Here is a 19,383-nt window from a genome sequence, read left to right as displayed (position 1 = left end):
TAGTGAGGACAGCAGCGTAGTGACAGAAGGGTGAACAGCGATGCTATTAAGCAGTGCCGACGGAGTGAAGTGCCCTAGATGTGGTAGCCGGATAACGTACTACGGTGAGGCGGAGCTCGCTAACGGACATAAACTGGCTAGGTACATAATTAAGTGTAAGTCCTGCGGTTACAGGGACGTGATTCAAGAGGTGAAGATAACTAAGGCGAGCGAGGGTGTGACCATCACCGTGTATAAACCTCCTAAAGTAAGGGATAGCGGTAGAGTCGTGCAGCCAGCGGGTCGACGGCAGGGCACCTGAAGAAATACAGCAACTTTATTTTCCCTGGAACTCCTCAGGCAGGACCTAATTCTAGTCCATATCATAGCAGGTCTTGCGTGATATTCTCGACGGCGCTAACAAGTCTATATAGGTGGGAGGGCGGTAGGAGTATGAGAAGCCCGCCGAATCTAGCACTGATTAATTCACTGTAAACCTCGGCACACCGGCACTCCCTGCCGTGACTCGATATGAATTCCCTAATAAACTCGTCGAACATTCTGGTAGAACTCACGAACACATAACTCGAGGTTAGGAAGATCAGGTAGAGATCCCATGCGATATGGTGTTTCTCTGCGTCCGGTATGGCTTGCTCGGCGTCGATTATGCAGGGCACGTCATCATCACCAACTAGAAAGTTAGTTGGTTTAGTGTCTCCTAAAGCCCATCCCTTCTTATGCACCTCACCTACCGCTAGACCCAGCTTCCGAGCGTCTAGATTCATGTTCAGTGGTCTTCCGTATATGTATTCCCTCTTAACCGTGTAGTTCTCCTCGTCAACCTCTATAATCCTCGGGGTTCTGAAGCTCTCCCATCTCGTGCTGAAGAACCTCAACTCCCTCTCGAGCCTCTCCTTCGGGCTATATGCGAAGGGGTAGATGGGGCTTAGCAGGGCACTTACGGGAAGCCATTTGAGGGAGGACTTCTCTCCGGTAAAGCTCTTCACAACGTACTTGCTCTCACCCGACTCAACCACCTTAGACTGTGAGATCAGTCTGTCCAGCATGGCTATTAAGTTAAGTCCGCTCAAGCAGCTGCCACCAAAGTAATTTATTACTGCGCAATTAAGTTTCCTTGGGGTGTGTGTGATGGCTTACGTCCAGAGCAGGAAGCAGCTACTGGTTTCGACGGTGTACTCGCAAGTCCTCATACTTACGTTAGCCACGGTCAACGTGTTCTACCCTGAATACTATCAGTACACGTTCATACTGTTCTTCCTAGCGGCCATGGTCTTCACCACGTGGAGCGTTAGGAAATCGAGGGTTGGGGGCAAGGTATCGCCCGAGGAAGTGAGGGGCGGCAGGCTACTTTTGAAGTCCTCTAGATCGGATGTCATGGAGCTGCAGAGTAAGGACTCTGAACTGGTGGCTGAGCTGAAGCCCATGCTGAAGCTCTCAATGCTGAATCTGGCAATCCTCCCGGTCTTCTTCATATGGTATTGGGCGTACTTCCAGTTCATCAACGCTCTAACCATAGTTGAGGTAAGCGAGTACAGATTCCTAGCTTACCTGATTGGTTATGAAGTCCCCTTCGCCTTAGTCCAGGCCGTGAACTTGATGAGCAGAAGATCCGTCAGAGTGATGGTTCAGGTAGTGTCCGAGTACGAGGTATATGATAAGGGCGTGCTGGGCACTGGGATCGCTCTCAAGTTCCCCTTCGGCGAGAGTAAGTACAAGGTAGAGGTCAACACTAAGAGGATGTTCGTAGATCTAGTCCAGACGAGCAGCGGCAAGTCGGTGGTTAAGCTCAGATTCTACTCCAAAAACCCTGAAAGACTTCACGAAATATTCAGGAGGTACGGGCTTCAGCCTTAGTAAGCGCTTGGAACTTCTTAGATCAGCTTGCGTCCTTAAATTGCTTCAGATAGAGATTAGAGGTTAGGTCTTTTATACGGTTCTCAAGCTTTAAGGAGTAATACCGGAGATACGTATGCGGAACGAACTACCGCTTATGAAGCTCCTGAAGATTGTGGGTAGGTATAAAGAGTTTAACAGCGTGTTGGAGCTGCATAAGGCGATCTACGTGATGCAGAGCGAGAAGGGGGTCAAGCTGGGCTACAGCTTCGTGAATTACTCCTTCGGCCCGTATTCGAAAGACCTCGAGAACGATCTGAACCTGCTTGCGCAGACGGGGTTGATCGCCATGGAAGGCAATGGGAAGGACGTTAGAGTCAAGCTAAGCAGTAAGGGTGCGACACTTCTTCACTCGCTTGAGAATCACTGAACTTGAATGGCGGGGTAAATCTAGCAGGGTGGCTTTAGCGCACGTGGCGAGGCTTAAGGTGATGAACTCTATTTTTAAACACACTCGGTATTATTTTAGGTGTTCTGATGGGGCTCGCACACAGGATGCTGAGAGGCAGTGGAAGACCTATAGTGCTGGCGGTGAATTATCCGCCTCCAGACATCGTGGTGCTTGATGTGTTTCTAAACAAAGTCCGTGATTTCATCTCCGGCGTTAAGATAGGGTTGCCCTACATGCTTAGATACGGCCTCAAGGGTTTAGGCAATTTAATCGGCAAACACAGGAACGACTACTACTTCATCGCGGATCTGAAGCTCGCCGACCTAGCCGAGGTCATGGGGCCTGCAGTCAGCGAGGTCTCCAGCGTCGGTTTCCACGGGGTGGTGGCCCACGCATTCGTCGGCTACAAGGGGGCTTTAGAGTCCCTGTCGGCTCAGGTGAAGGGCTTGGACATGGACCTCTTCCTACAGGTCTCCCTACCACATGAAGGGGCTGGGGAGGTGCTCGATCCCTCATACCCTCTGGTTAGGGGTGTCCTGAACTTAGCGGACGCCTCAGGGCTGATAGTCCCAGCCAGCAAGAGCATAGTCATTAAAGACCTCAAAAACTTCTTCACCAAGAAGTACGTGATCCTCGCATCAGGCATCCTGAGAATGGGTGCGCAGCCCGGCGAGGGACTCTGCTCAGGCGCTGACGCTGAGGTCGTTGGCAGAGCCATAACGCTGGCGGTAAACCCTGAGGAAGCAGTCAAGGAAATTGCGAGCTCGCAGAAGAGATACCTTGAGAGCAGACGTAATGCATGCGTGTCTACGTGAGGTACGGCCCGAGCTTTATAACTTCCCTGAGGGATAACTTAAGTAGAGGCTATAAAATGGTAACTAAGATGAGGATTCTTAAAGAGTTCGAAAGTAAGGGAAAGCACGTCCTCATAGGATTGCCTGGGATGGGCAGGGTGGGTTACGCGTCCGTCAATTACATACTGGAGAAGGTTGACGGGGACTTAGTGGCTGAGCTCTACTCGACGACATTCCCGTCGCAACTGATGGTCAGTAAGCGAGGGCTCTCAACGCTTTTCGTCGGGCGGCTCTACGACGCAGGCGATTTCCTGATGTTCACCAGTGACACACAGCCCCAGAGCTCGGAGGGTCAGCATGAACTCTGCATGGAGTTGCTGGATCACTTAGTCAGTAAGGGGCGACCGGAGTCGATAGTAGCTGCGGCTGCCTACGTAGTTCCTGAATTCAGTGACTCACGGAAGGTCTTCATAGCGGGCAATGATGAGGAGCTCATCCAGAGGCTAAGCAGGTTGGGCGGCAGCGTCCTCGAGGACGGCGTCATTACAGGGGTCAATGGAGTTGTGGTGGGCTGGGCTTCGTACTACGATGTTAAAAGCGTGGTCGCGCTCGGCGAGACCTGGTCTGCTATAGTGGAGTTCAACGAGGTTGATTATAGGGCTGTCAAGTCTGTTGTGGACCTGCTTAGAAACTACCTCGGGTTAAGACTAAATACAGAGGACTTAATAGCTCAGGCCGAGCTTGTGGAGTCCAGAATACAGGCAGCTATAACGCAGGTGAGTAAGCTCATGGGCCGGGGGGCCGAGAGGAGGGAGTCTAGGGAAATAATGTAACCTGTAGTCCAGCTTAGAACGGTGATTGTGTGAGGGTCTGCGCTGGAACTAGGAACCCCTCAAAACTGGAGGGGATACGTAGAGCGTTCAGCAAGGCCTTCGGGGATACATGTTTAGAAGTGGTCAGCGTAGATTATGTGGGCGGGAGTCCGCAACCGGTGGGCCTCAGCGAGGTGCTTAACGGGGCCCTACGGAGGGCTAGAAACCCCCCAAACTCCAGCGAATGTGATTTCCGAGTGGGGGTTGAAGCCGGGATCATTGAGTTAACACCTAAGATGTACCTCGATGTTCAGGCGGCAGCGGTAGAGGATCGTAACGGATTCCTCTCCGTAGGCCTCTCACCAGCTTTTCAAGTGCCTCAGAGTTTAATTCGGCTAGTCTTTGAAGGTGAAGCACGCGAGTTGGAGGAGGCCGTTGAGCTCGTCTACGGCATACCCAGCATAGGGGAGCGTGAAGGCGTTATACACCTCCTGTCGGGGGGACTGTTTGACAGGACCTACCTAACGGAGATAGCTGTTTTAATGGCCCTACTCCCGTGGATTAACGAGCGCGCGTACGGAAGGCGATCAGTCACGTGATCGCCTATTTAAGCCAGAACCCCTAAACCTATATGGGTGGTAACGTGCCTGTTGAAGTATACGATAAGAACAAGTTCATAGAGATATCGTCAAGGGCTGAGGTATGTAGGATAGTTAAGAAAGAGAAGGAAAACATAGCTAAAGTTAAAGCTAGGACCAAGAGATATCTCTACACAATAAAAATACCGATTAACGAACTGGACGGATTTCTAAAGCAACTGAAGTGTAAGGAGATAGTGGAGGTGGGCAAGTCCTCCAGGAGTTAAGGTAATATAAAGCTCATGCGTGGCATATTTTCACACGGTCTATCATTGCCTGATTTGGCTGTGCCTATTCTGAGGCTGCTTATCCAGATTCTCAGTGCGGATTACTCACATCATCTCTCAGTGATCGAGGACATCATCATAGCCCACTGGTACTGCACTCTGATTTATTCTTAACTGTGTTCATATATATATATTGTGAGGGTGGCTCACTTCGTGGAGGACTTCCACAGAGCTCGGTTGGCGGCAGTTAAGGAGGCTCTCAAATTCCTTAACGGTAGAAGGGTTATAGGTTTGGGAACCGGTAGCACTGCCGAACTCCTCATCAAGGAGGCGCACGCCACAGGTTTGCTAGACGGTAAGGAGTTGGTGGCGTCATCTATGGAGACTGTGGAGATTCTGACTAGGTTAGGATATAAGGTCTTTGACATCCTCTCTGTTGACAGTCTGGAGCTTTACCTCGACTCAGCCGACGAGGTTGACGGGCAGGGGAGGATGGTGAAGGGGGGTGGGGCCGCGTTAACCATGGAGAAGCTCCTCGCAAGGCATGCTGAGTTGAGGGTCTTCGTAGTCGACGAATTCAAGGTGGTTGATAGGTTAGGTGTAAGGCGCTCCATACCCATAGAGGTTGTTCCCGGCTCACTAAGAATGGTTCTCAAAGACCTTGCAAGACTGGGTTTGATGGTGAGCGTCAGGAAAGGCACTGGTAAAAGAGGTCCAGTGGTGAGTGACGTTGGGGGAATTATCCTCGACTCTTTCCCACCGCCCGATATGAGTCTTGAGGGATTTGAGAGGCTTGTGAAGGGTTTAACAGGAGTCATAGAGACAGGGTTATTCCTCAGCGAGGCCGACGTGGTAATAGTCGGGTTTAACAACGGCAGTGTCAGATATTTGAAGGGCCTCCCACCGAATTAGATGACCCCCACTGAAGGACTCGACCCCACTACGGGTGCCCTGCACGTTAGCCCGCCCAGAGAGATTTCACGGTGATTTACTTAGTTGATCTCCCCCCGTCCTTCAGTGTGGGTTCCTCAGGGTAGTCAGTAGCCACGTTCTTCATCAAGCTTTGCCTTAATGAGGTACTCATATGCTGAGAGGGCGGCTAGCGCACCCTCAGCAGCGGCCGTTATTATCTGGTCGAACTTCTTCTTGTGAGGGCCTCCAGTGCAGTCGCCGGCTGCGAAGAGCCCCTCCACGCTGGTCCTCTGTCCAGGCTCCACTATCACATACCCGTGTTCATCTAACTCCACGCCCGCTTTACTCAGGAAAGCTTTAGGGGGCTCAGAACCTACCTCCACTAAAACTCCCTCGACGTCCAACTTCCTGCTCTCGCCTGTGATCACATCCTTCACCCTGACCCACTTGACCGACCTATCTCCCCCTATCTCCTCCACGACCGAGTTCATCACGAGTTCTATCTTCGGGTTAGTGGTAACTGACCTGATATATGTGTCATACGCCCTGAAACTTCCTCTTCTGTGTATCAGGTAGATCTTAGCGGCATACGAGGTTAGGAGAAGCGCTGACTGGAGGGCTGCGTTACCCCCTCCGACCACAGCAACCACTTTACCCTTGAATAGGGGGGCGTCGCAGGGCGCGCAGTATGAAACCCCCTTATTGGCGAACTCAGCCTCGCCTGGAACACCTAACCTCCTCCTCTTACTCCCTACGGCAAGTATCACGGCCTTGGCCGTGAAGACGCTACCGGATCTCGTTACCACTTTAAAGGAGCCTCTCTCCCTCACCACATCAACCACTAACTCCCTGAAGATAGGCACCCCATACTTCCTTACATGCTCCTCAAACCTCTTAGCGAGGTCGGGTCCTAGAGTGCTCTGAAAACCCAGGTAATCGTCGATTTCGCCGGCCTCATTCAGGGTGCCGCCAACATCCTCGCTCACACACGCAGTCTTAAGACCTAATCTAGCAGAGTACAGAGCTGCTGAGAGTCCTGCAGGACCGGCACCTACCACGACCACATCATATGATTCAGTCTGCCGCGCTCTTCTAGGCATTTCCAGTCTTAGGCTCACTGCTATCGCCTACGATAAATTATTATTTGTGAAAATATTAAGGATGCGATGAGCTGATGAAGTACAGGAGGCTCCTGACTTCCCTGACCTCAGGGTATGTGAGGGCTGTGGAGTGCCGTGGTATTGAACCAAGCGTTGGCAGACCTGACATTAGACAGCACTTAGTCAATACCGTTAGGTCCCTGCAGACTTCGGAATGGTTAAGGAGGGACTTAAGCTATTACACAAACCTCTACAAGAGATTCATTAAAGAAACGCTCAAAGCACCTTACAGCAAAACCGGCTACTCTCCTGAGGTCTTAGCTAAGGTGCTTACGATGTCCCCCTTTGCAAGACTTAAGAACGACGTGGAGGGACTGCGGTATATCGCGGAGCTGAGGACCTACATACCGACCGTGGTGCTCGACAGGGACAGAGTTAGTTACCCCCTCATGTTGCGTAAAGCCCTCAGGCATGAGGTCGTCCCCAGGTTTAAGTCTGATTTAGTGCTCTCCGGTTGTGAGGTAGTTCTAGCCGATGCGGCAAACAGAGTCATGTACGTGCTATTCTCTAAGGTCAGCAGAATGCATGCAGTAAGTAGAGACACGCGGAACATTACAGTAATTTCATTCGGGATTCCTGACCTGCCGAAGTACTCACTAGGTAAGGCAGTCAGAGAGTTCAGGGATCTTGTGGAGATGTACTATCCTGACAGTGTGTGCGTGGACGTGAAGCCAGAGGACCTTAGAACAATCCCCTAAATAGGGACTCGACTGGCATGGGATTGGATTAAGGCATTGCGGAGGACGTCTTAACATCATCGCTTCACGATCTCCCTGTAACTTATGCTAGAGCAGGTTTATTTTGCAATCTTTATCAGTTTAAGTTGGTGTTTGAGGATGATTAAGGTCAACTCCCCCTACATAACCGAGAGCGATGTGGAGGAGGTAGTCAAGGTCTTGAGGAGCGGTAATCTGGCGGCTGGCGACTATGTACGCATGTTTGAGGAGGGGTTCGCAAGGTATTTGGGGGTCAAGCATGCGGTGACCGTTAGTAACGGGACTGTAGCACTCTACCTAGCTCTAAAGGCATTAGGGGTTGGACCTGGTGATGAAGTCGTGGTTCCAGACTTCACGTTTGCCGCCACAGCCACAGCGGTTGCTCTGGCGGGGGGCAGGGTCGTGCCGTCCGACATAGAACTGGAGACCTACACCATCGACGTTGAGGGGCTGGAGAGGAGGCTAGGCGACAAGACCAAAGCTATCGTCGTCGTGCACCTCTATGGCCACCCTGCGGATATGGATCCCCTGGTTAGGCTTGCTAAGGAGAGGGGCATTCATGTGATTGAGGACTGCGCGCAGTCACATGGGGCGGAGTATAAAGGGGTTAAGACAGGTAGCATAGGTTTGGTCTCCGCGTTCAGTTTCTACGCCACTAAGAACTTAACTATGGGGGAGGGTGGTGCGGTAGCTACTGGTGATGAGTCCATAGCCGAGTACGTTAAACTTCAGAGGAATCACGGCCAGAGGGAGAAATACCTGCATCACGTGATAGGCTGGAATTTCAGGATAACGGACATACAGGCGGCCCTAGGGTACTCGCAGCTAATCAGGCTTGACAGGATGAATGAGAGGAGGCGAGCGATAGCTAGGATATACGACGATGAGCTCTCTGGAATCGGTCTGCTTAGAACTCCTGTTGAGAGGCCGTACGCCAAGCACGTGTACCATCAATACACGGTCTGGGTTGACGGCGGTTCAGGGGTCAGGGACAGGTTAGCCGATTACCTACGTAGTAGAGGGGTGCAGACAGGCGTTCACTACCCTCTACCCATACACGAGCAACCTGCGTTAAGAGGGCACATGACTTTACGCGGTGATCTAGCGAACTCCGTTGAAGCGTCTAAGCACGTCCTATCACTCCCTATGCATCCAGGTCTTAAGGATGAGGAGGTTCTCTCAGTAGCTCGCCTCGTTAGGGACTTCCTTAAGGGACTTAAATTTTAGACTGATCTAAAATTTATTTATTCCGACGAAGTTCTATTTCGGTGGTGCTGAACGAATACTGTGGATTTGAGCGAGTCCATTGAAGATTACGTACTTACTGTGTACCGGCTGGAGAAGTTGTGTGGTGTTGCTAGAACCGCTCAGATAGCTAGGGAGCTCAAGATAAGGGAGGGTACGGTCAGCAAGGTCATGAAGAAACTTCAGTCAGGCGGTCTAGTGGTTTTAAGTAGCTACAGAGGCGTCAGGCTAACTGATAACGGGAGGAGGATAGCTGAGAAGATTCTCAGAAAACACGCCGTGCTCGAGACCTTCCTCTCCAACTATCTGGGTTTCGATCTGATTAAGGCTCACTACCTGGCCCACAGGATGGAGCACCTTCCCGATGAGGTGATTGAGGCGATATATGTGAAGTTAGGCAGGCCTAGTCTACGTTATCTAATGTCCTTAGTGGGTGAGGTTAAGGACTTAGATAAAGTGCTAACGCTCAACAAGACCACGCCAGGTAGGTGTTATGAGATAACTCACCTCTATGTGGAGTTGAGCACTGTTCTGGATAAGCTGGTGAGATCCGGGTGTGGATATCCGTGCGTGGTAAGGGTTGAGGGCCTCGGTTCGAAGGGGATTTCAGTGAGTACGCGTAAAACCAGCTCAGTCTTCACACATCAGGAGGGGGAGGCTATATACGTTCAGGAGGTGGACTGCAGTGAGTGAGGCCCTGTCCAACGTGCCAGGCGGGTGTAAGGTACGCATAGTTAGGGTCAATACGGGCAGAGGGTTGGTGAGGCGGTTGCTGCAGATGGGTCTACTGCCGGGGGAGGAGGTTCTAGTCAAGCATAACAATGGGGGAGTGATTATATTGGAGGCGAGGGGTACTGAGATGGGCATAAGCAGAGGCATCGCGATGAAGATCGAGGTTGAAAGAATATAATTACTGGATAGTCTACTCGGAGAATTCCTTAAGTAGCTTCAACCCCTTAGGGGTTAGTCTGTAGATTGACATGCCTCGTGAGTAACCCTTCTCAACATACCCCAAGCTCCTAAGTCTTTCAAGCCTTCTCCAAACAACTGACTTATTGAGTTTCGTAGCCTTGCTCAAGTCGGTTAAGGACGCCTCGTTCTCACTTAACACTTTAAGAATGGCTTTATCCCGCTCATCGAAACCTGTTTCGATGAGGGGCTCTACAGACGAGCTAGTGATCCTCCTCCTGAGGAGGAAATACACGATTAGCGACAGAAGGGCTATGACGAGTAGCGCCACCACTACGTATCTAGCTATACCCTCGCCCTCTGAGGGTGGGATTGTTGTAGGGGTTACTGTGGGCGTTGTCGCAGGTGTTGTTGAGGGTGGGATTGTTGTAGGGGTTACTGTGGGCGTTGTCGCAGGTGTTGCGGGTTTCGTAGTGGGAGTGACCGGAGGCGTGGTGGTTCTTGTTTCCGTGGTTAAGAGTGCCAAGTAGTTCACCTCGTAGCGCCCCCCACTATCAAACTCGAGGATGACGTATGTGTACTTGCCGGAGGCGTCGCTTCTGGTTCCTACTCGGGGAGACCCGTTGAAGTAGAGTAGGGCTGAATTCGGAGGTAGAACTACCTCCGCAGGCCCTAGGGGGGATATGAGCGTGTTGATCTGAACGTCATTAACCAGTTCCCCCACGCGCGCGACGTATTCAATTGTAACGTTGCTGAGCCCGATTACGTCAAGCACTACTTCCCCCTCCGGGGTTATAGTGGTCGGCAGGGGCATTCCCTCAGAGGAGAAAGCCATTAAGGAGTTCTCTAAGTAGTTCCTCTCTAACTTAATCCTCACACTCTTTTCGTCAACTATGTTACTAACTACTACGAGGATGGAGGACGTGCCGTCTGGGTTAAGCACATACCTATACCGCACGTTAAAAGAGCTGCTCGGCGTGAGGGCTGTCGCAACCAGTAACGCTAGGATGACGAGCGACGCTAGCATACCAGCGGATCTGCTTTTGCAAACACCCATGCAAGTCACCTGACTCGAACGCGTTTCCAAGTTAAATAAGTCAGGTGTGCAATATAAATAATATTAGTGTTTAGAATATGTAAGGTCTTGACTGAGCCGAGTAAATCTGATAGAGGGCTGGCAGGAAGCGGAGTGCGGTTCAGGCCATCTAAACACTTTTAAATGTTGCTTGTATGTTGTTAGGTTAGGTAATGGTTAATGAGTGTGGAGAGGGACTTTAGAGCTAGCTTGAGGGAGGAGTTGCTCAGGAACGGCATCAACCCCTATCCACACGGTCTGAGTTTGGGTTATATGCCAGTGAGGGACATAATCGCCAATCCTAAGGTTGGTGAGACTGTGTCCACGGCCGGCAGGGTGGCCAGCATCAGGAGACATGGTCGGTTAGCTTTCCTGGATCTTATTGACGACGGTTCCAGGATACAGCTCTCGCTGAACTCAAGCATTGTGGGTGACGAGAGGCTCGACTGGTTTATGAAGTATGTGAATCTTGGCGATTTCGTAAATGTTAGGGGTGAGCTATTCTACACTCAGAAGGGGGAGCTGACGATCAATGTTAGGGAATATCAACTCATTGTTAAGGCGTTGAGATCACCCCCGGTTAAGTGGGGCCACAAGATCCTCGACCCTGAGGTCAGGTACAGGAAACGTCACCTAGACTTAATGATGTCCCCTCAAATCAGGAGGATCTTCGAGACGCGTTTTAACGCCATAGCTGAGATAAGGAGGTTTATGTGGGGGAAGGGGTTCATCGAGGTTGAGACCCCCATACTTCAGCCGGTGTACGGCGGTGCGGCCGCTAAGCCCTTCATAACCAGGGTGCGGGCGCTTGATGAGGACTGGTATTTGAGGATAGCACTCGAGCTGTACTTGAAGAGGTTTCTAGTCGGTGGGTTCAATAAGGTGTTCGAGATAGGTAAGAACTTCAGGAATGAGGACATAGACGTCCACCACAATCCTGAATTCACCATGATGGAGGCGTATGAGGCCTACGCCGACTACGAGGACGTGATGAAGCTGGTCGAGGAATTGATAAGTAGCGTAGCAGAGAAAGTCACTGGATCGACTAGAGTGTCTTATCCTGTGGGCGATTCCCACGTGGACATAGATCTGAGACCGCCGTTCAGGAGGGTGAGGATGATTGATGGTCTGAGAGAGTTTGCAGGGGTTGATGTTGAAAGACTAAGTGATGATCAGATTAAAGAGCTCCTAACGGAGTACAGGCTGGCTTTACCGGGAGGTTACGACAGGGGCAGGGCCATAGTTAAGCTGTTCGATAGGTTGGTCGGCACGCAACACTTGCTGCAACCCACCTTTGTCATAGACTTCCCCGCGTCGTCCTCGCTTCTTGCGAAACCCCACAGAATGGATCCTGAGTATGCCGAGAGGTTTGAGCTCTACATAGCCGGGATGGAGCTGGCTAACGCGTTCACCGAGCTGAACGACCCGATTATTCAGGAGAGGTACTTCAGGCAGGAGGAGGAGAGGAGGAAGTTAGGTGATGCTGAGGCACACCCGTATGACTGGGACTTCGTTGAGGCCCTCGAATACGGCATGCCGCCGGCCGGCGGCTTCGGGCTGGGGATAGACAGGTTGACGATGATACTCACAGGCCAGACCTCCATAAAGGAAGTCATCCCGTTCCCGATGTTGACGCGGTACACTGCCTGACCCCTAAATCGATCACCGACTCCGCGCCGACCCCACGTTAGGCACTTCATGCTTTAAGAACCCACACCCTATATTTGTAGGGGAGGTTTGATGAAGTTAAGGTGCTGGAGATGCGGCTCCCAGACAGATTACGTGGCGGGAGTAATCAGATGTAGTTCGTGCGGGGAACCGTTACTCGTGGAAAGTGATTTCAGAGAGTCTTTACAGAGGGACGGGTCCTTAATCCCTAGGGAGTTAAGGTTGGTGTCTCTTGGTGAGGGGCGGACGCCGCTGATTAAGTCCCGCGGAGGAGTTTACCTAAAGCTTGAGTATCTGAATCCGACAGGGTCCTTTAAAGACAGGGGTGCTGCCACAGCAGTCTCGGAGGCTCTGGGTAGGGGTTGCTCCCTCATCGTTGAGGATTCATCAGGCAATGCAGGCATATCCTACTCCGCTTACGCCGGCCGTGCAGGGCTTAAGGCAAGGATTTACGTACCCTACGACGCCCCGGTAGGGAAGCGGAATATGTTGAGGGCTTTAGGCGCTGAGGTGGTTGAGGCACCGACTAGGGACGAGGCCGCCAGGCTAGCGGTCAGCGATCGGGAAGGGTGTTATGTAGGGCATCGTGTGAGTCCCTTCTTTCTAGAAGGTATGAAGGATCTGGCTCTTGAGCTAAGCAGGGAGGTCAGGGATGTGGACTACTTAGTGGCTCCGCTGGCTAGTGGAACCATGTTAATAGGTGTCTGGAAGGGCTATAGAGAGTTGCTGGAGGCCGGCATGATCAAATACATGCCCAAGCTAGTGGCTGTCCAGGCATGCGGGTATGACTCACTCATCACGTACTGCAAACCACTCATCAGGACATGCAGATCTAAGGCAACGTTGCCCGACGGCATAAGGCTGACGGACGCCCCCCGCCTACGGCACATGGCCGAGATCCTCAAAGAGACCGACGGCATGTACGTAGTATTAGATGACGAGCTGGTCGCACCTTACCTGAGAGAGCTGTGGAGGGAGGGCATTGTGGCTGAGCCTACGAGCGCATACGGCTACGCGGCCGCGATGGAGCTGATTAGAGAGCAACACATATCGGGGAATGTGGTAGTAATGGTGACGGGCAATGGGATGAAGCACGTGTCAGGCGGGATGAGTATATGAGTATAGGAGTGGAGGAACTGATTAACAGGGCCTTACATAAGGAGAAAGCATCGGTAGGCAAGCTCATAACCTTGATAGAAACAGATCCCATAACATCGCTCGAAGTGTTGGGCAGGATACCGTATCATCCTAAGAAATCACACGTCATAGGGTTCACAGGCTCCGCCGGCGTCGGCAAGTCCACGCTAATAAATGCTGTGGCAACGCTGCTGGCCCGCGAAGGTCGATCAGTTGCGGTGATGGCCGTAGATCCTAAATCACCGTTAACGGGGGGCGCGGTGATGGGCGATAGAGTCAGGATGAAGGATGTTCCGAAAGAGGTCTACATCAGATCTATGACTACGGGCGAGGAGGAGTCGCTTCCCCTCAAGACCGTGTTGACGATGGAGCTCTTCGAACGCCTGGGTTACGACAATATAATCATAGAGACGCCCGGGGCTGGGCAGTTCAACATCAGAGTCATGAAGGCCGTTGATACCGTGGTAGTAGTCCTGATGCCTGAAGCCGGCGACGAAATACAGGCGATTAAGGCAGGTATGATGGAGATAGGCGACATATACGTGGTCAACAAGTCCGACCTGCCTGGCGCGAACCTGACATACAGTCAGGTGCTCTTCGCCATCAACTCAACCGAGAGGGTTGGGTGGGCGCCGAAAGTCCACATGACCAACGCCCTAAGCCTGATAAGCGTAGAGCCGTTAGTCAGCTCCATTAAAGAACACTGGGAATTCCTTAAGGCTAATGGACTTGAGACGGCGAAACGGGTCATGAGGAGGTCGTTAGAACTGCAGCTAATAGCCAGCGAGGAAATCAACAACGCTCTAAAAATTGTTAGCGCGCCGGGAAACACACTCTACAGGGAATATGAAGACTTCCTAAAAAGAGGAGGGTCAATTCGGGACTTGAGAGGGAAGATCAGAAAAGAACTCATAAACGCACTCACCGACAACTGAAAGTCCGAAGCATGGAGTGATAGATACCGAGAGCAAGCCTACAACGAGCTCGCTAAGCGTTGCCACTTTTTAGAAGCTAAGAAAGAGCTTCGGAAGGAATGAAGCCCTATAGAAAGTTGCGGGTCTTAATCTAAGACCTTGGGGGTGTGAAATCCTATCTTGAGAGATGAGGCAGCATTAAACATAAAGAGAAGTTAAACATGGCTTGCAGCGAGTTTAGTCCTTATTTTCTCGTATTACCTTACGTATTTTTTAAGCATCGCTCATCATTTATATTTCCTTTGTCCTCTTATTGTTTTGTGGGGGCCGTAGTTTAGCTTGGTAGAATGCGGGGCTTGGGTCCCCGTGGTCCGGGGTTCAAATCCCCGCGGCCCCACTACCTATTCAGCTCTTAACTCAAAGGTGTTCTCTCTCGGAGAGGTTGCTTGAAGTGCTGAAGTGATTTAGAGTTTATATTTTCCTCACTTCTGATTTAACTGGAGTCATATTCACTAGATTATCGCCCACTGGACACCTATCCTCAACTAGCTTCAACCATTTCTTAAGGGTCTCCGCGTCTGCGTCGCTCTTCACTAGAACCTCCACTCTTATATCCTTATAGCCAGCTCTCTCGCCTGTGCCTTTGGCGAATTTAGCTGGATCAAAAACCCCTTCAACATTTATCCTCATATCCTCGATGCTGATCCCCAGCTCCCTAGCCACCAGGGTTCCAACTATGTTTATACAGCCTGCAAGAGCTGCTAAGACGTACTCGATAGGACTTGGCGCCTCACCCCCGAGCTTGTCTGTTATTACTTCATAGTCCCCGCACTTAACGATCATCTTGGTCGGGGAGACTCTCGTACCACTGGCTTTAATAATCATGTCCTTAGACTCTACCTTCATTATTAACCCCTTTATATTTACTGGGGGGAGGGTTTTTATAACTCCTTCATTGCATCCCAAAACCTCCTCGATTACGATAGGTAGTAGGACCCCCTACAGCCCCCTACTCCAGGCCGGTCCCTCGCGACTCTGTATCTACAGCTCCCCACGCAAAGACGCCTTCATCGCATGAGGCTCAAGGGATTCAGGAACACCCTCACCAAGAATCTCTGCCGTCAGGTAGCTTCATAAGGTTAGATCAATAAGTAGGACGTGCTAAGGTAGGGGGGAGGTAGATGATTCTAATGGCTCCAGTTTTTCAACGCTTTTTATCTCGTCGTAGAACTCCCTCAACACTCTGCAGGCTTTCTCGCTTCCGGCTTCTATTAGGTCTATCTTCTCCTGTAACTTTTTAGTCCTCTCCTCGTTGACTAAGTGATTGAACTTCTCGTTGAGATATCTGAACACCTCCCTACCTCTCGTGGTAGCCACTAGCCTGCCTTTACCGACCTCGATGACGTAGCCCCTCCTTTTGAGTGTGTCCAGTATCTTAGCGTAGGTCGACGGTCTGCCAATCCCCTTACTCTTCATCAAATCCACTAAATCGCTGTATGTGTACAACGGATATTCTGAGATCGTTCTGGACTCTACATCACTCACCTCGTACTCACCGTCGCTAACCCCGCTTAAGTCCACCACGTTAAAGAATCTGTTCATTCTACTGAACCCGTCTTCAATCACCTTCGTGATTAGCGTGAATTCCTTCATAAAATCCTCGAAAACTAGCTTGAATGAGGTCCTCTCAACCTTAGAGGGACGCATCTGGCTCATAATGAATCTCCTGAACACTAGGTCATATAATCTGTAGTCATCAGCCCTCAGGGGGACTGCCAAAGAGAGTAAGCCGGCAGCCCTCAAAGCCTTCACCTGCTTAGAGTCGAGCGGTCTCGTAGGCCTTATGCACTCGTGCGCGCCCGGCCTCTCCCACCTCCTGCCCTGAAACACTTCATCCCCAAAAACCCTGGATACGTAGTCTCTCGCTATCGAGATTCCCAGCGGGCTGACTGTGGTGCTATCTGTCCGATGGTAGGTGATTAAACCTGCTTCGAATAGCCTCTGCGCAGACTCCATCACCCTAAGAGCCGGCGTCCTGAGGACCCTGGAGGCTTCTGAAAGCATCGTGTCGGTTGTGTACGGTGGAGGCGGGTGGATCTCAACTACTTCCCTTCTGAAGTCCTTCAGGACCACTCTACCCACATCCTTAATCCTCTTAGCTAAGTTCCTAGGGGCCTTGAATATGAGCGGGACATCAACGCCCTTAAGCACCACCGTTATCAGGTCGGCCTTCACCCTATATCTGTCCGTACGCTCAACAACCCATCCAAGAACAGGTGTCTGAACTCTCCCTGCAGATAGGAATTTCAGCTTAAACTTCCGCCATAGCATCGGACTTAGACTGAAGCCTATCCACCTATCTTCAATCCTCCTAACGATCTGCGCGTCAACCATGTTATTGTCTATCGCTGAGGGGCTTGCCAGAGCGCCGTAGATGCCCCTGCGGGTGACTTCATGGAATCTCACACGGTGTATGCTATTATTAAACGGTTTAAGGAGCAGAGTCACGTCCCACGCTATCTTCTCCCCCTCAGCGTCGGGGTCAGTACCTACGAGCACTTCGTCAACCTGGGTCGCTATGTGCCTTAGAGAGTCAATGATAGGTCTACTTTCTACGAATGTCTTGCCACCGCATGAAGGGCACGCATCCTCATCCTCAGGAACATCCCTACCGCACTTAACACACCTTCTTATAGGTTTGTACACGGGCATGAAGGAAGACCCTCTAACTAACACCCCGAAACGTCCAGCGTCGGTGACTAAATCCAGTATGTGCCCTCCTGTAGCGGCGACGATTATCAACCTGTCCTCAGATAGGACCTCGAACGTCTGAAGACTGCCTACAGTCTTCCTGGCAGGCCTGCCGAAGAGCCTGGCTATAGTCCTGGCTTTGTTGGGGGATTCAACGATGAACAGAGCTGTCTTCATGAGTTCTTTCTTCCGCACCCTCAGCCTACCCTCCAGTGCGAGCCTGACTCTCCTCCTATCGCGGTCCACCTCCTTCATCACCCCCTCGACCTCGTCATCCCTATACTCCCTGAACTCAATGGCCTCTAACAACCACTTGAGATCCCTCAGCAACGCGTTGAACGCCTTCTCCTCATCAATAACCAACACGCTCAAGCCTTTGGTCAGACCGCCGACGTAAAGTCTTGAGGTCCTGCCGCTCGCCTGAATGTAGGCCGTCGCGTCAGGTATTATGAAGAAGTACTCACCTTCCCTGCCGCCAAAAGCGATTGTCCTGCTCTTTGATAACCTGTCGATGACGTCAGGGTCTTTGAGAACCCTATTCATGAAGGAGAGGGCCTCCTCAGCAACCCTCCTAACGAAGTCCTGATACCCTGCAAGTTCCCTCCCGCTCTTCAACGCCTCCCGCACAACCTCCAAAACGTCCCTGCTGGAAGTCCTTATCTTAACCAACCCCCCTAAAACCCTGTCAAACTCCTCAGGGTACTTGCTGTATATAGCGTCCTTAATCTCGTTGAGCAGTATCAACCACCTGCCAGGCTGGAAGTCCTCGACGCTAATCCTCAGCCTGAACTTGGGAACTCCGGCGAAGACAGCATATCTAACTCTCTCCGGCAGGTCAATCCCCCTTGTTAGCGGGCTCCTGTATGAGGCAACCCCCACTAGGACGTCCAGCTCCCCTGACACGAACTGGTCGAAAACCCTCTTCCTAGACCCTAGGTAAGCCTCAGCCCTGAGCCCCTCTCCCTTGAGGAATTCCGCCAGCCTCCTTGCGTAATCGACTCCCTTATCCATTGGAACGTAGATCAACCCGCCACCGCCGAGCTTCCTGACAACCCTTGCGACCACCTCCTCGACTGTGCATCCCTCAGGCCTTACGTATGTGTCAACTATGTTCCTCCCAACCTCTATCTTACCGCCGACGGTGAAGCCGTACAGGGTGTTCAGGAGTCTCACGCTCTTAGTTCTCCTGGCGGTCTGCGTGGCCCCACTAACCACTATTGAACCTTTGGTATTGCTCTGCAACGCTGTCCTCATCTTTAGGGCCTCGCTAATCAGCCTCCTGGCCTCATCAGGTCTCTCAGTAGCTAGCCTCCTAGCCATGTCCTCCAGCTCCTGTATTCTGCTTACGACCTTCTCCTCATTCTCAGTAACCCCCAGCATCCTCAACACTATATCGACACTCTTACTCCTTCGAAGGAAGCTGTCGACATCGTCCACGAACGCCACGTCCACATGTTGCTGTAGCTCAGGCCTCTTCATCAACGACGCTGAGGTTGTAATTATTATGGAGGCGTCGCACACCTCACGCACGGACTCCCTCTTGGCTTTCTCGCTCATGAGACTGTGGTAGGACACGAGCTTCACCCCATTCAGTCCGAGCTTTCCGCAAATGTCCGATACCTTCTCGTGTATCTGCCTGGCGAGAAGGCTCGTGGGGACAAGTATCAATGACTTCCTTCCGTTAAGTGCTGCGTGGATAGCGAGTATTATCTGCATCGTCGTCTTACCGCTGCCAGTTGGGGCGACCATTGCGAAACTCTCGTTGCTGAAGAACCTGCGGGCCCACAGCCTCTGAAGGCCCCACAGCCCAGACCCCACAGCCCGGCGAAACATCTCGTTCACCTCCCTTACCCTATCCTCGACCCCTAGAACCCTGTGTAAGTATCCGTCTCTAAGTGAGACTGGCTTTGTGTGTGGGGGCAAGCATCTCACGCAAGGGAGGCCCTTAACTAACCTTTCGGACGTCACATCACCGCCACAGTTAGGACACAGCCCCCTGAATACAGCCCTCACAGCCATGCTTAATACCTAGGGCACTCCACCCTAAGATACTACTAACGGTAGGGAGGACTTAAAAGTAAGAGCTTAAACAGGGATCTCTAGACCTTGTGAAACTGTTTCAGGTTTTATATTTGGTTCGT

Annotated in this window: 20 protein-coding genes and 1 tRNA gene; 16 read left to right on the top strand and 5 right to left on the bottom strand. The window is 51.6% G+C overall.

Translation table 11 applies throughout. The features are described 5' to 3' along the window. The first annotated feature begins 40 nt into the window (after positions 1–40). Positions 41–301: a hypothetical protein gene (locus QW772_05540; protein MEM0038370.1), complete on the top strand. Its 261-nt coding sequence runs from the start codon at positions 41–43 to the stop codon at positions 299–301. 61 nt (positions 302–362) lie between these two features. On the opposite strand, the gene QW772_05535 is transcribed toward QW772_05540, so the two are convergent. Beyond that, complete coding sequence (locus tag QW772_05535; GenBank protein ID MEM0038369.1) at positions 363–1,070, bottom strand: hypothetical protein; 708 nt, start codon at positions 1,068–1,070, stop codon at positions 363–365. Between the two features lie 58 nt (positions 1,071–1,128). Here QW772_05535 and QW772_05530 point away from each other — a divergent pair, with 58 nt between their 5' ends. From QW772_05530 to rpiA, 7 genes are all read left to right on the top strand, one after another. Further along, positions 1,129–1,854 (top strand): DUF2208 family protein, encoded by a 726-nt coding sequence (locus QW772_05530; protein MEM0038368.1) that lies wholly within the window; start codon positions 1,129–1,131, stop codon positions 1,852–1,854. 115 nt (positions 1,855–1,969) lie between these two features. Then, positions 1,970–2,263 (top strand): hypothetical protein, encoded by a 294-nt coding sequence (locus QW772_05525; GenBank protein MEM0038367.1) that lies wholly within the window; start codon positions 1,970–1,972, stop codon positions 2,261–2,263. 107 nt (positions 2,264–2,370) lie between these two features. Beyond that, the gene (locus QW772_05520; protein ID MEM0038366.1) at positions 2,371–3,099 is read left to right on the top strand and encodes an orotidine 5'-phosphate decarboxylase / HUMPS family protein; all 729 of its coding nucleotides are present in this window, start codon (positions 2,371–2,373) and stop codon (positions 3,097–3,099) included. A gap of 68 nt (positions 3,100–3,167) precedes the next feature. Beyond that, positions 3,168–3,911: a PAC2 family protein gene (locus QW772_05515; GenBank protein ID MEM0038365.1), complete on the top strand. Its 744-nt coding sequence runs from the start codon at positions 3,168–3,170 to the stop codon at positions 3,909–3,911. A 29-nt stretch (positions 3,912–3,940) separates the two neighbouring features. Continuing rightward, a complete protein-coding gene (gene yjjX / locus QW772_05510) occupies positions 3,941–4,489 on the top strand; it encodes an inosine/xanthosine triphosphatase (protein MEM0038364.1) in 549 nt (182 codons plus the stop codon). A 44-nt stretch (positions 4,490–4,533) separates the two neighbouring features. Beyond that, positions 4,534–4,755 carry a 5'-nucleotidase gene (locus QW772_05505; GenBank protein MEM0038363.1) on the top strand — a complete coding sequence of 74 codons (222 nt, stop codon included), beginning with the start codon at positions 4,534–4,536 and terminating at the stop codon, positions 4,753–4,755. Between the two features lie 195 nt (positions 4,756–4,950). Further along, entirely contained in the window at positions 4,951–5,667 is a 717-nt protein-coding gene (rpiA, locus tag QW772_05500) for a ribose 5-phosphate isomerase A (protein ID MEM0038362.1), read from the top strand. A 125-nt stretch (positions 5,668–5,792) separates the two neighbouring features. Here rpiA and QW772_05495 read toward each other — a convergent pair whose 3' ends face one another. Further along, positions 5,793–6,785, bottom strand: a complete 993-nt coding sequence (locus QW772_05495) for an FAD-dependent oxidoreductase (GenBank protein MEM0038361.1) — start codon at positions 6,783–6,785, stop codon at positions 5,793–5,795. A gap of 56 nt (positions 6,786–6,841) precedes the next feature. On the opposite strand from QW772_05495, the gene QW772_05490 reads away from it, so the two are divergent. The 4 genes from QW772_05490 (at position 6,842) to QW772_05475 (ending at position 9,698) form a co-directional block, all read left to right on the top strand. After that, positions 6,842–7,525 carry a hypothetical protein gene (locus tag QW772_05490; protein ID MEM0038360.1) on the top strand — a complete coding sequence of 228 codons (684 nt, stop codon included), beginning with the start codon at positions 6,842–6,844 and terminating at the stop codon, positions 7,523–7,525. A gap of 138 nt (positions 7,526–7,663) precedes the next feature. Beyond that, complete coding sequence (locus QW772_05485) at positions 7,664–8,770, top strand: DegT/DnrJ/EryC1/StrS family aminotransferase (GenBank protein MEM0038359.1); 1,107 nt, start codon at positions 7,664–7,666, stop codon at positions 8,768–8,770. 60 nt (positions 8,771–8,830) lie between these two features. Then, positions 8,831–9,481, top strand: a complete 651-nt coding sequence (locus tag QW772_05480) for a metal-dependent transcriptional regulator (GenBank protein ID MEM0038358.1) — start codon at positions 8,831–8,833, stop codon at positions 9,479–9,481. Next, a complete protein-coding gene (locus QW772_05475; protein MEM0038357.1) occupies positions 9,474–9,698 on the top strand; it encodes a FeoA family protein in 225 nt (74 codons plus the stop codon). The genes QW772_05480 and QW772_05475 overlap by 8 nt, the downstream gene beginning before the upstream one ends. Positions 9,699–9,710: 12 nt before the next feature. Here the strand turns inward: QW772_05475 and QW772_05470 are convergent, their stop codons facing one another. Further along, the gene (locus QW772_05470; protein ID MEM0038356.1) at positions 9,711–10,754 is read right to left on the bottom strand and encodes a winged helix-turn-helix domain-containing protein; all 1,044 of its coding nucleotides are present in this window, start codon (positions 10,752–10,754) and stop codon (positions 9,711–9,713) included. A 198-nt stretch (positions 10,755–10,952) separates the two neighbouring features. Between QW772_05470 and lysS the strand changes: the two genes are divergently transcribed. The 4 genes from lysS (at position 10,953) to QW772_05450 (ending at position 14,888) form a co-directional block, all read left to right on the top strand. After that, positions 10,953–12,422 (top strand): lysine--tRNA ligase, encoded by a 1,470-nt coding sequence (lysS, locus tag QW772_05465; protein MEM0038355.1) that lies wholly within the window; start codon positions 10,953–10,955, stop codon positions 12,420–12,422. A 90-nt stretch (positions 12,423–12,512) separates the two neighbouring features. Next, complete coding sequence (locus tag QW772_05460) at positions 12,513–13,559, top strand: pyridoxal-phosphate dependent enzyme (protein MEM0038354.1); 1,047 nt, start codon at positions 12,513–12,515, stop codon at positions 13,557–13,559. After that, positions 13,556–14,512, top strand: a complete 957-nt coding sequence (gene meaB, locus QW772_05455; protein ID MEM0038353.1) for a methylmalonyl Co-A mutase-associated GTPase MeaB — start codon at positions 13,556–13,558, stop codon at positions 14,510–14,512. Before QW772_05460 ends, meaB begins: the two co-directional genes overlap by 4 nt. Before the next feature lie 302 nt (positions 14,513–14,814). Further along, a tRNA-Pro gene (locus tag QW772_05450) sits at positions 14,815–14,888 on the top strand. A 74-nt stretch (positions 14,889–14,962) separates the two neighbouring features. On the opposite strand, the gene QW772_05445 is transcribed toward QW772_05450, so the two are convergent. Together QW772_05445 and rgy are read right to left on the bottom strand one after the other, a co-directional pair. Further along, the gene (locus tag QW772_05445; protein MEM0038352.1) at positions 14,963–15,397 is read right to left on the bottom strand and encodes an OsmC family protein; all 435 of its coding nucleotides are present in this window, start codon (positions 15,395–15,397) and stop codon (positions 14,963–14,965) included. A gap of 255 nt (positions 15,398–15,652) precedes the next feature. Next, complete coding sequence (gene rgy / locus QW772_05440; GenBank protein ID MEM0038351.1) at positions 15,653–19,261, bottom strand: reverse gyrase; 3,609 nt, start codon at positions 19,259–19,261, stop codon at positions 15,653–15,655. Between the last annotated feature and the right edge of the window lie 122 nt (positions 19,262–19,383).

Origin of the sequence: Zestosphaera sp. (assembly GCA_038727705.1) — an archaeon.
In the GTDB taxonomy this organism is placed as follows: Archaea; Thermoproteota; Thermoprotei_A; order Sulfolobales; family NBVN01; genus Zestomicrobium.
This window is presented reverse-complemented; position numbering and strand designations above follow the sequence as displayed.

Bases quoted from the DNA above. Each gene is read 5' to 3' on its own strand.
- QW772_05540 (MEM0038370.1), top strand. From the start codon at position 41: ATGCTATTAAGCAGTGCCGACGGAGTGAAGTGCCCTAGATGTGGTAGC.
- lysS (MEM0038355.1), top strand. From the start codon at position 10,953: ATGAGTGTGGAGAGGGACTTTAGAGCTAGCTTGAGGGAGGAGTTGCTC.
- QW772_05520 (MEM0038366.1), top strand. From the start codon at position 2,371: ATGGGGCTCGCACACAGGATGCTGAGAGGCAGTGGAAGACCTATAGTG.
- QW772_05525 (MEM0038367.1), top strand. From the start codon at position 1,970: ATGCGGAACGAACTACCGCTTATGAAGCTCCTGAAGATTGTGGGTAGG.
- QW772_05460 (MEM0038354.1), top strand. From the start codon at position 12,513: ATGAAGTTAAGGTGCTGGAGATGCGGCTCCCAGACAGATTACGTGGCG.
- QW772_05530 (MEM0038368.1), top strand. From the start codon at position 1,129: ATGGCTTACGTCCAGAGCAGGAAGCAGCTACTGGTTTCGACGGTGTAC.
- QW772_05515 (MEM0038365.1), top strand. From the start codon at position 3,168: ATGAGGATTCTTAAAGAGTTCGAAAGTAAGGGAAAGCACGTCCTCATA.
- QW772_05445 (MEM0038352.1), bottom strand. From the start codon at position 15,397: ATGAAGGTAGAGTCTAAGGACATGATTATTAAAGCCAGTGGTACGAGA.
- QW772_05485 (MEM0038359.1), top strand. From the start codon at position 7,664: ATGATTAAGGTCAACTCCCCCTACATAACCGAGAGCGATGTGGAGGAG.
- rgy (MEM0038351.1), bottom strand. From the start codon at position 19,261: ATGGCTGTGAGGGCTGTATTCAGGGGGCTGTGTCCTAACTGTGGCGGT.
- meaB (MEM0038353.1), top strand. From the start codon at position 13,556: ATGAGTATAGGAGTGGAGGAACTGATTAACAGGGCCTTACATAAGGAG.
- QW772_05490 (MEM0038360.1), top strand. From the start codon at position 6,842: ATGAAGTACAGGAGGCTCCTGACTTCCCTGACCTCAGGGTATGTGAGG.
- QW772_05470 (MEM0038356.1), bottom strand. From the start codon at position 10,754: ATGGGTGTTTGCAAAAGCAGATCCGCTGGTATGCTAGCGTCGCTCGTC.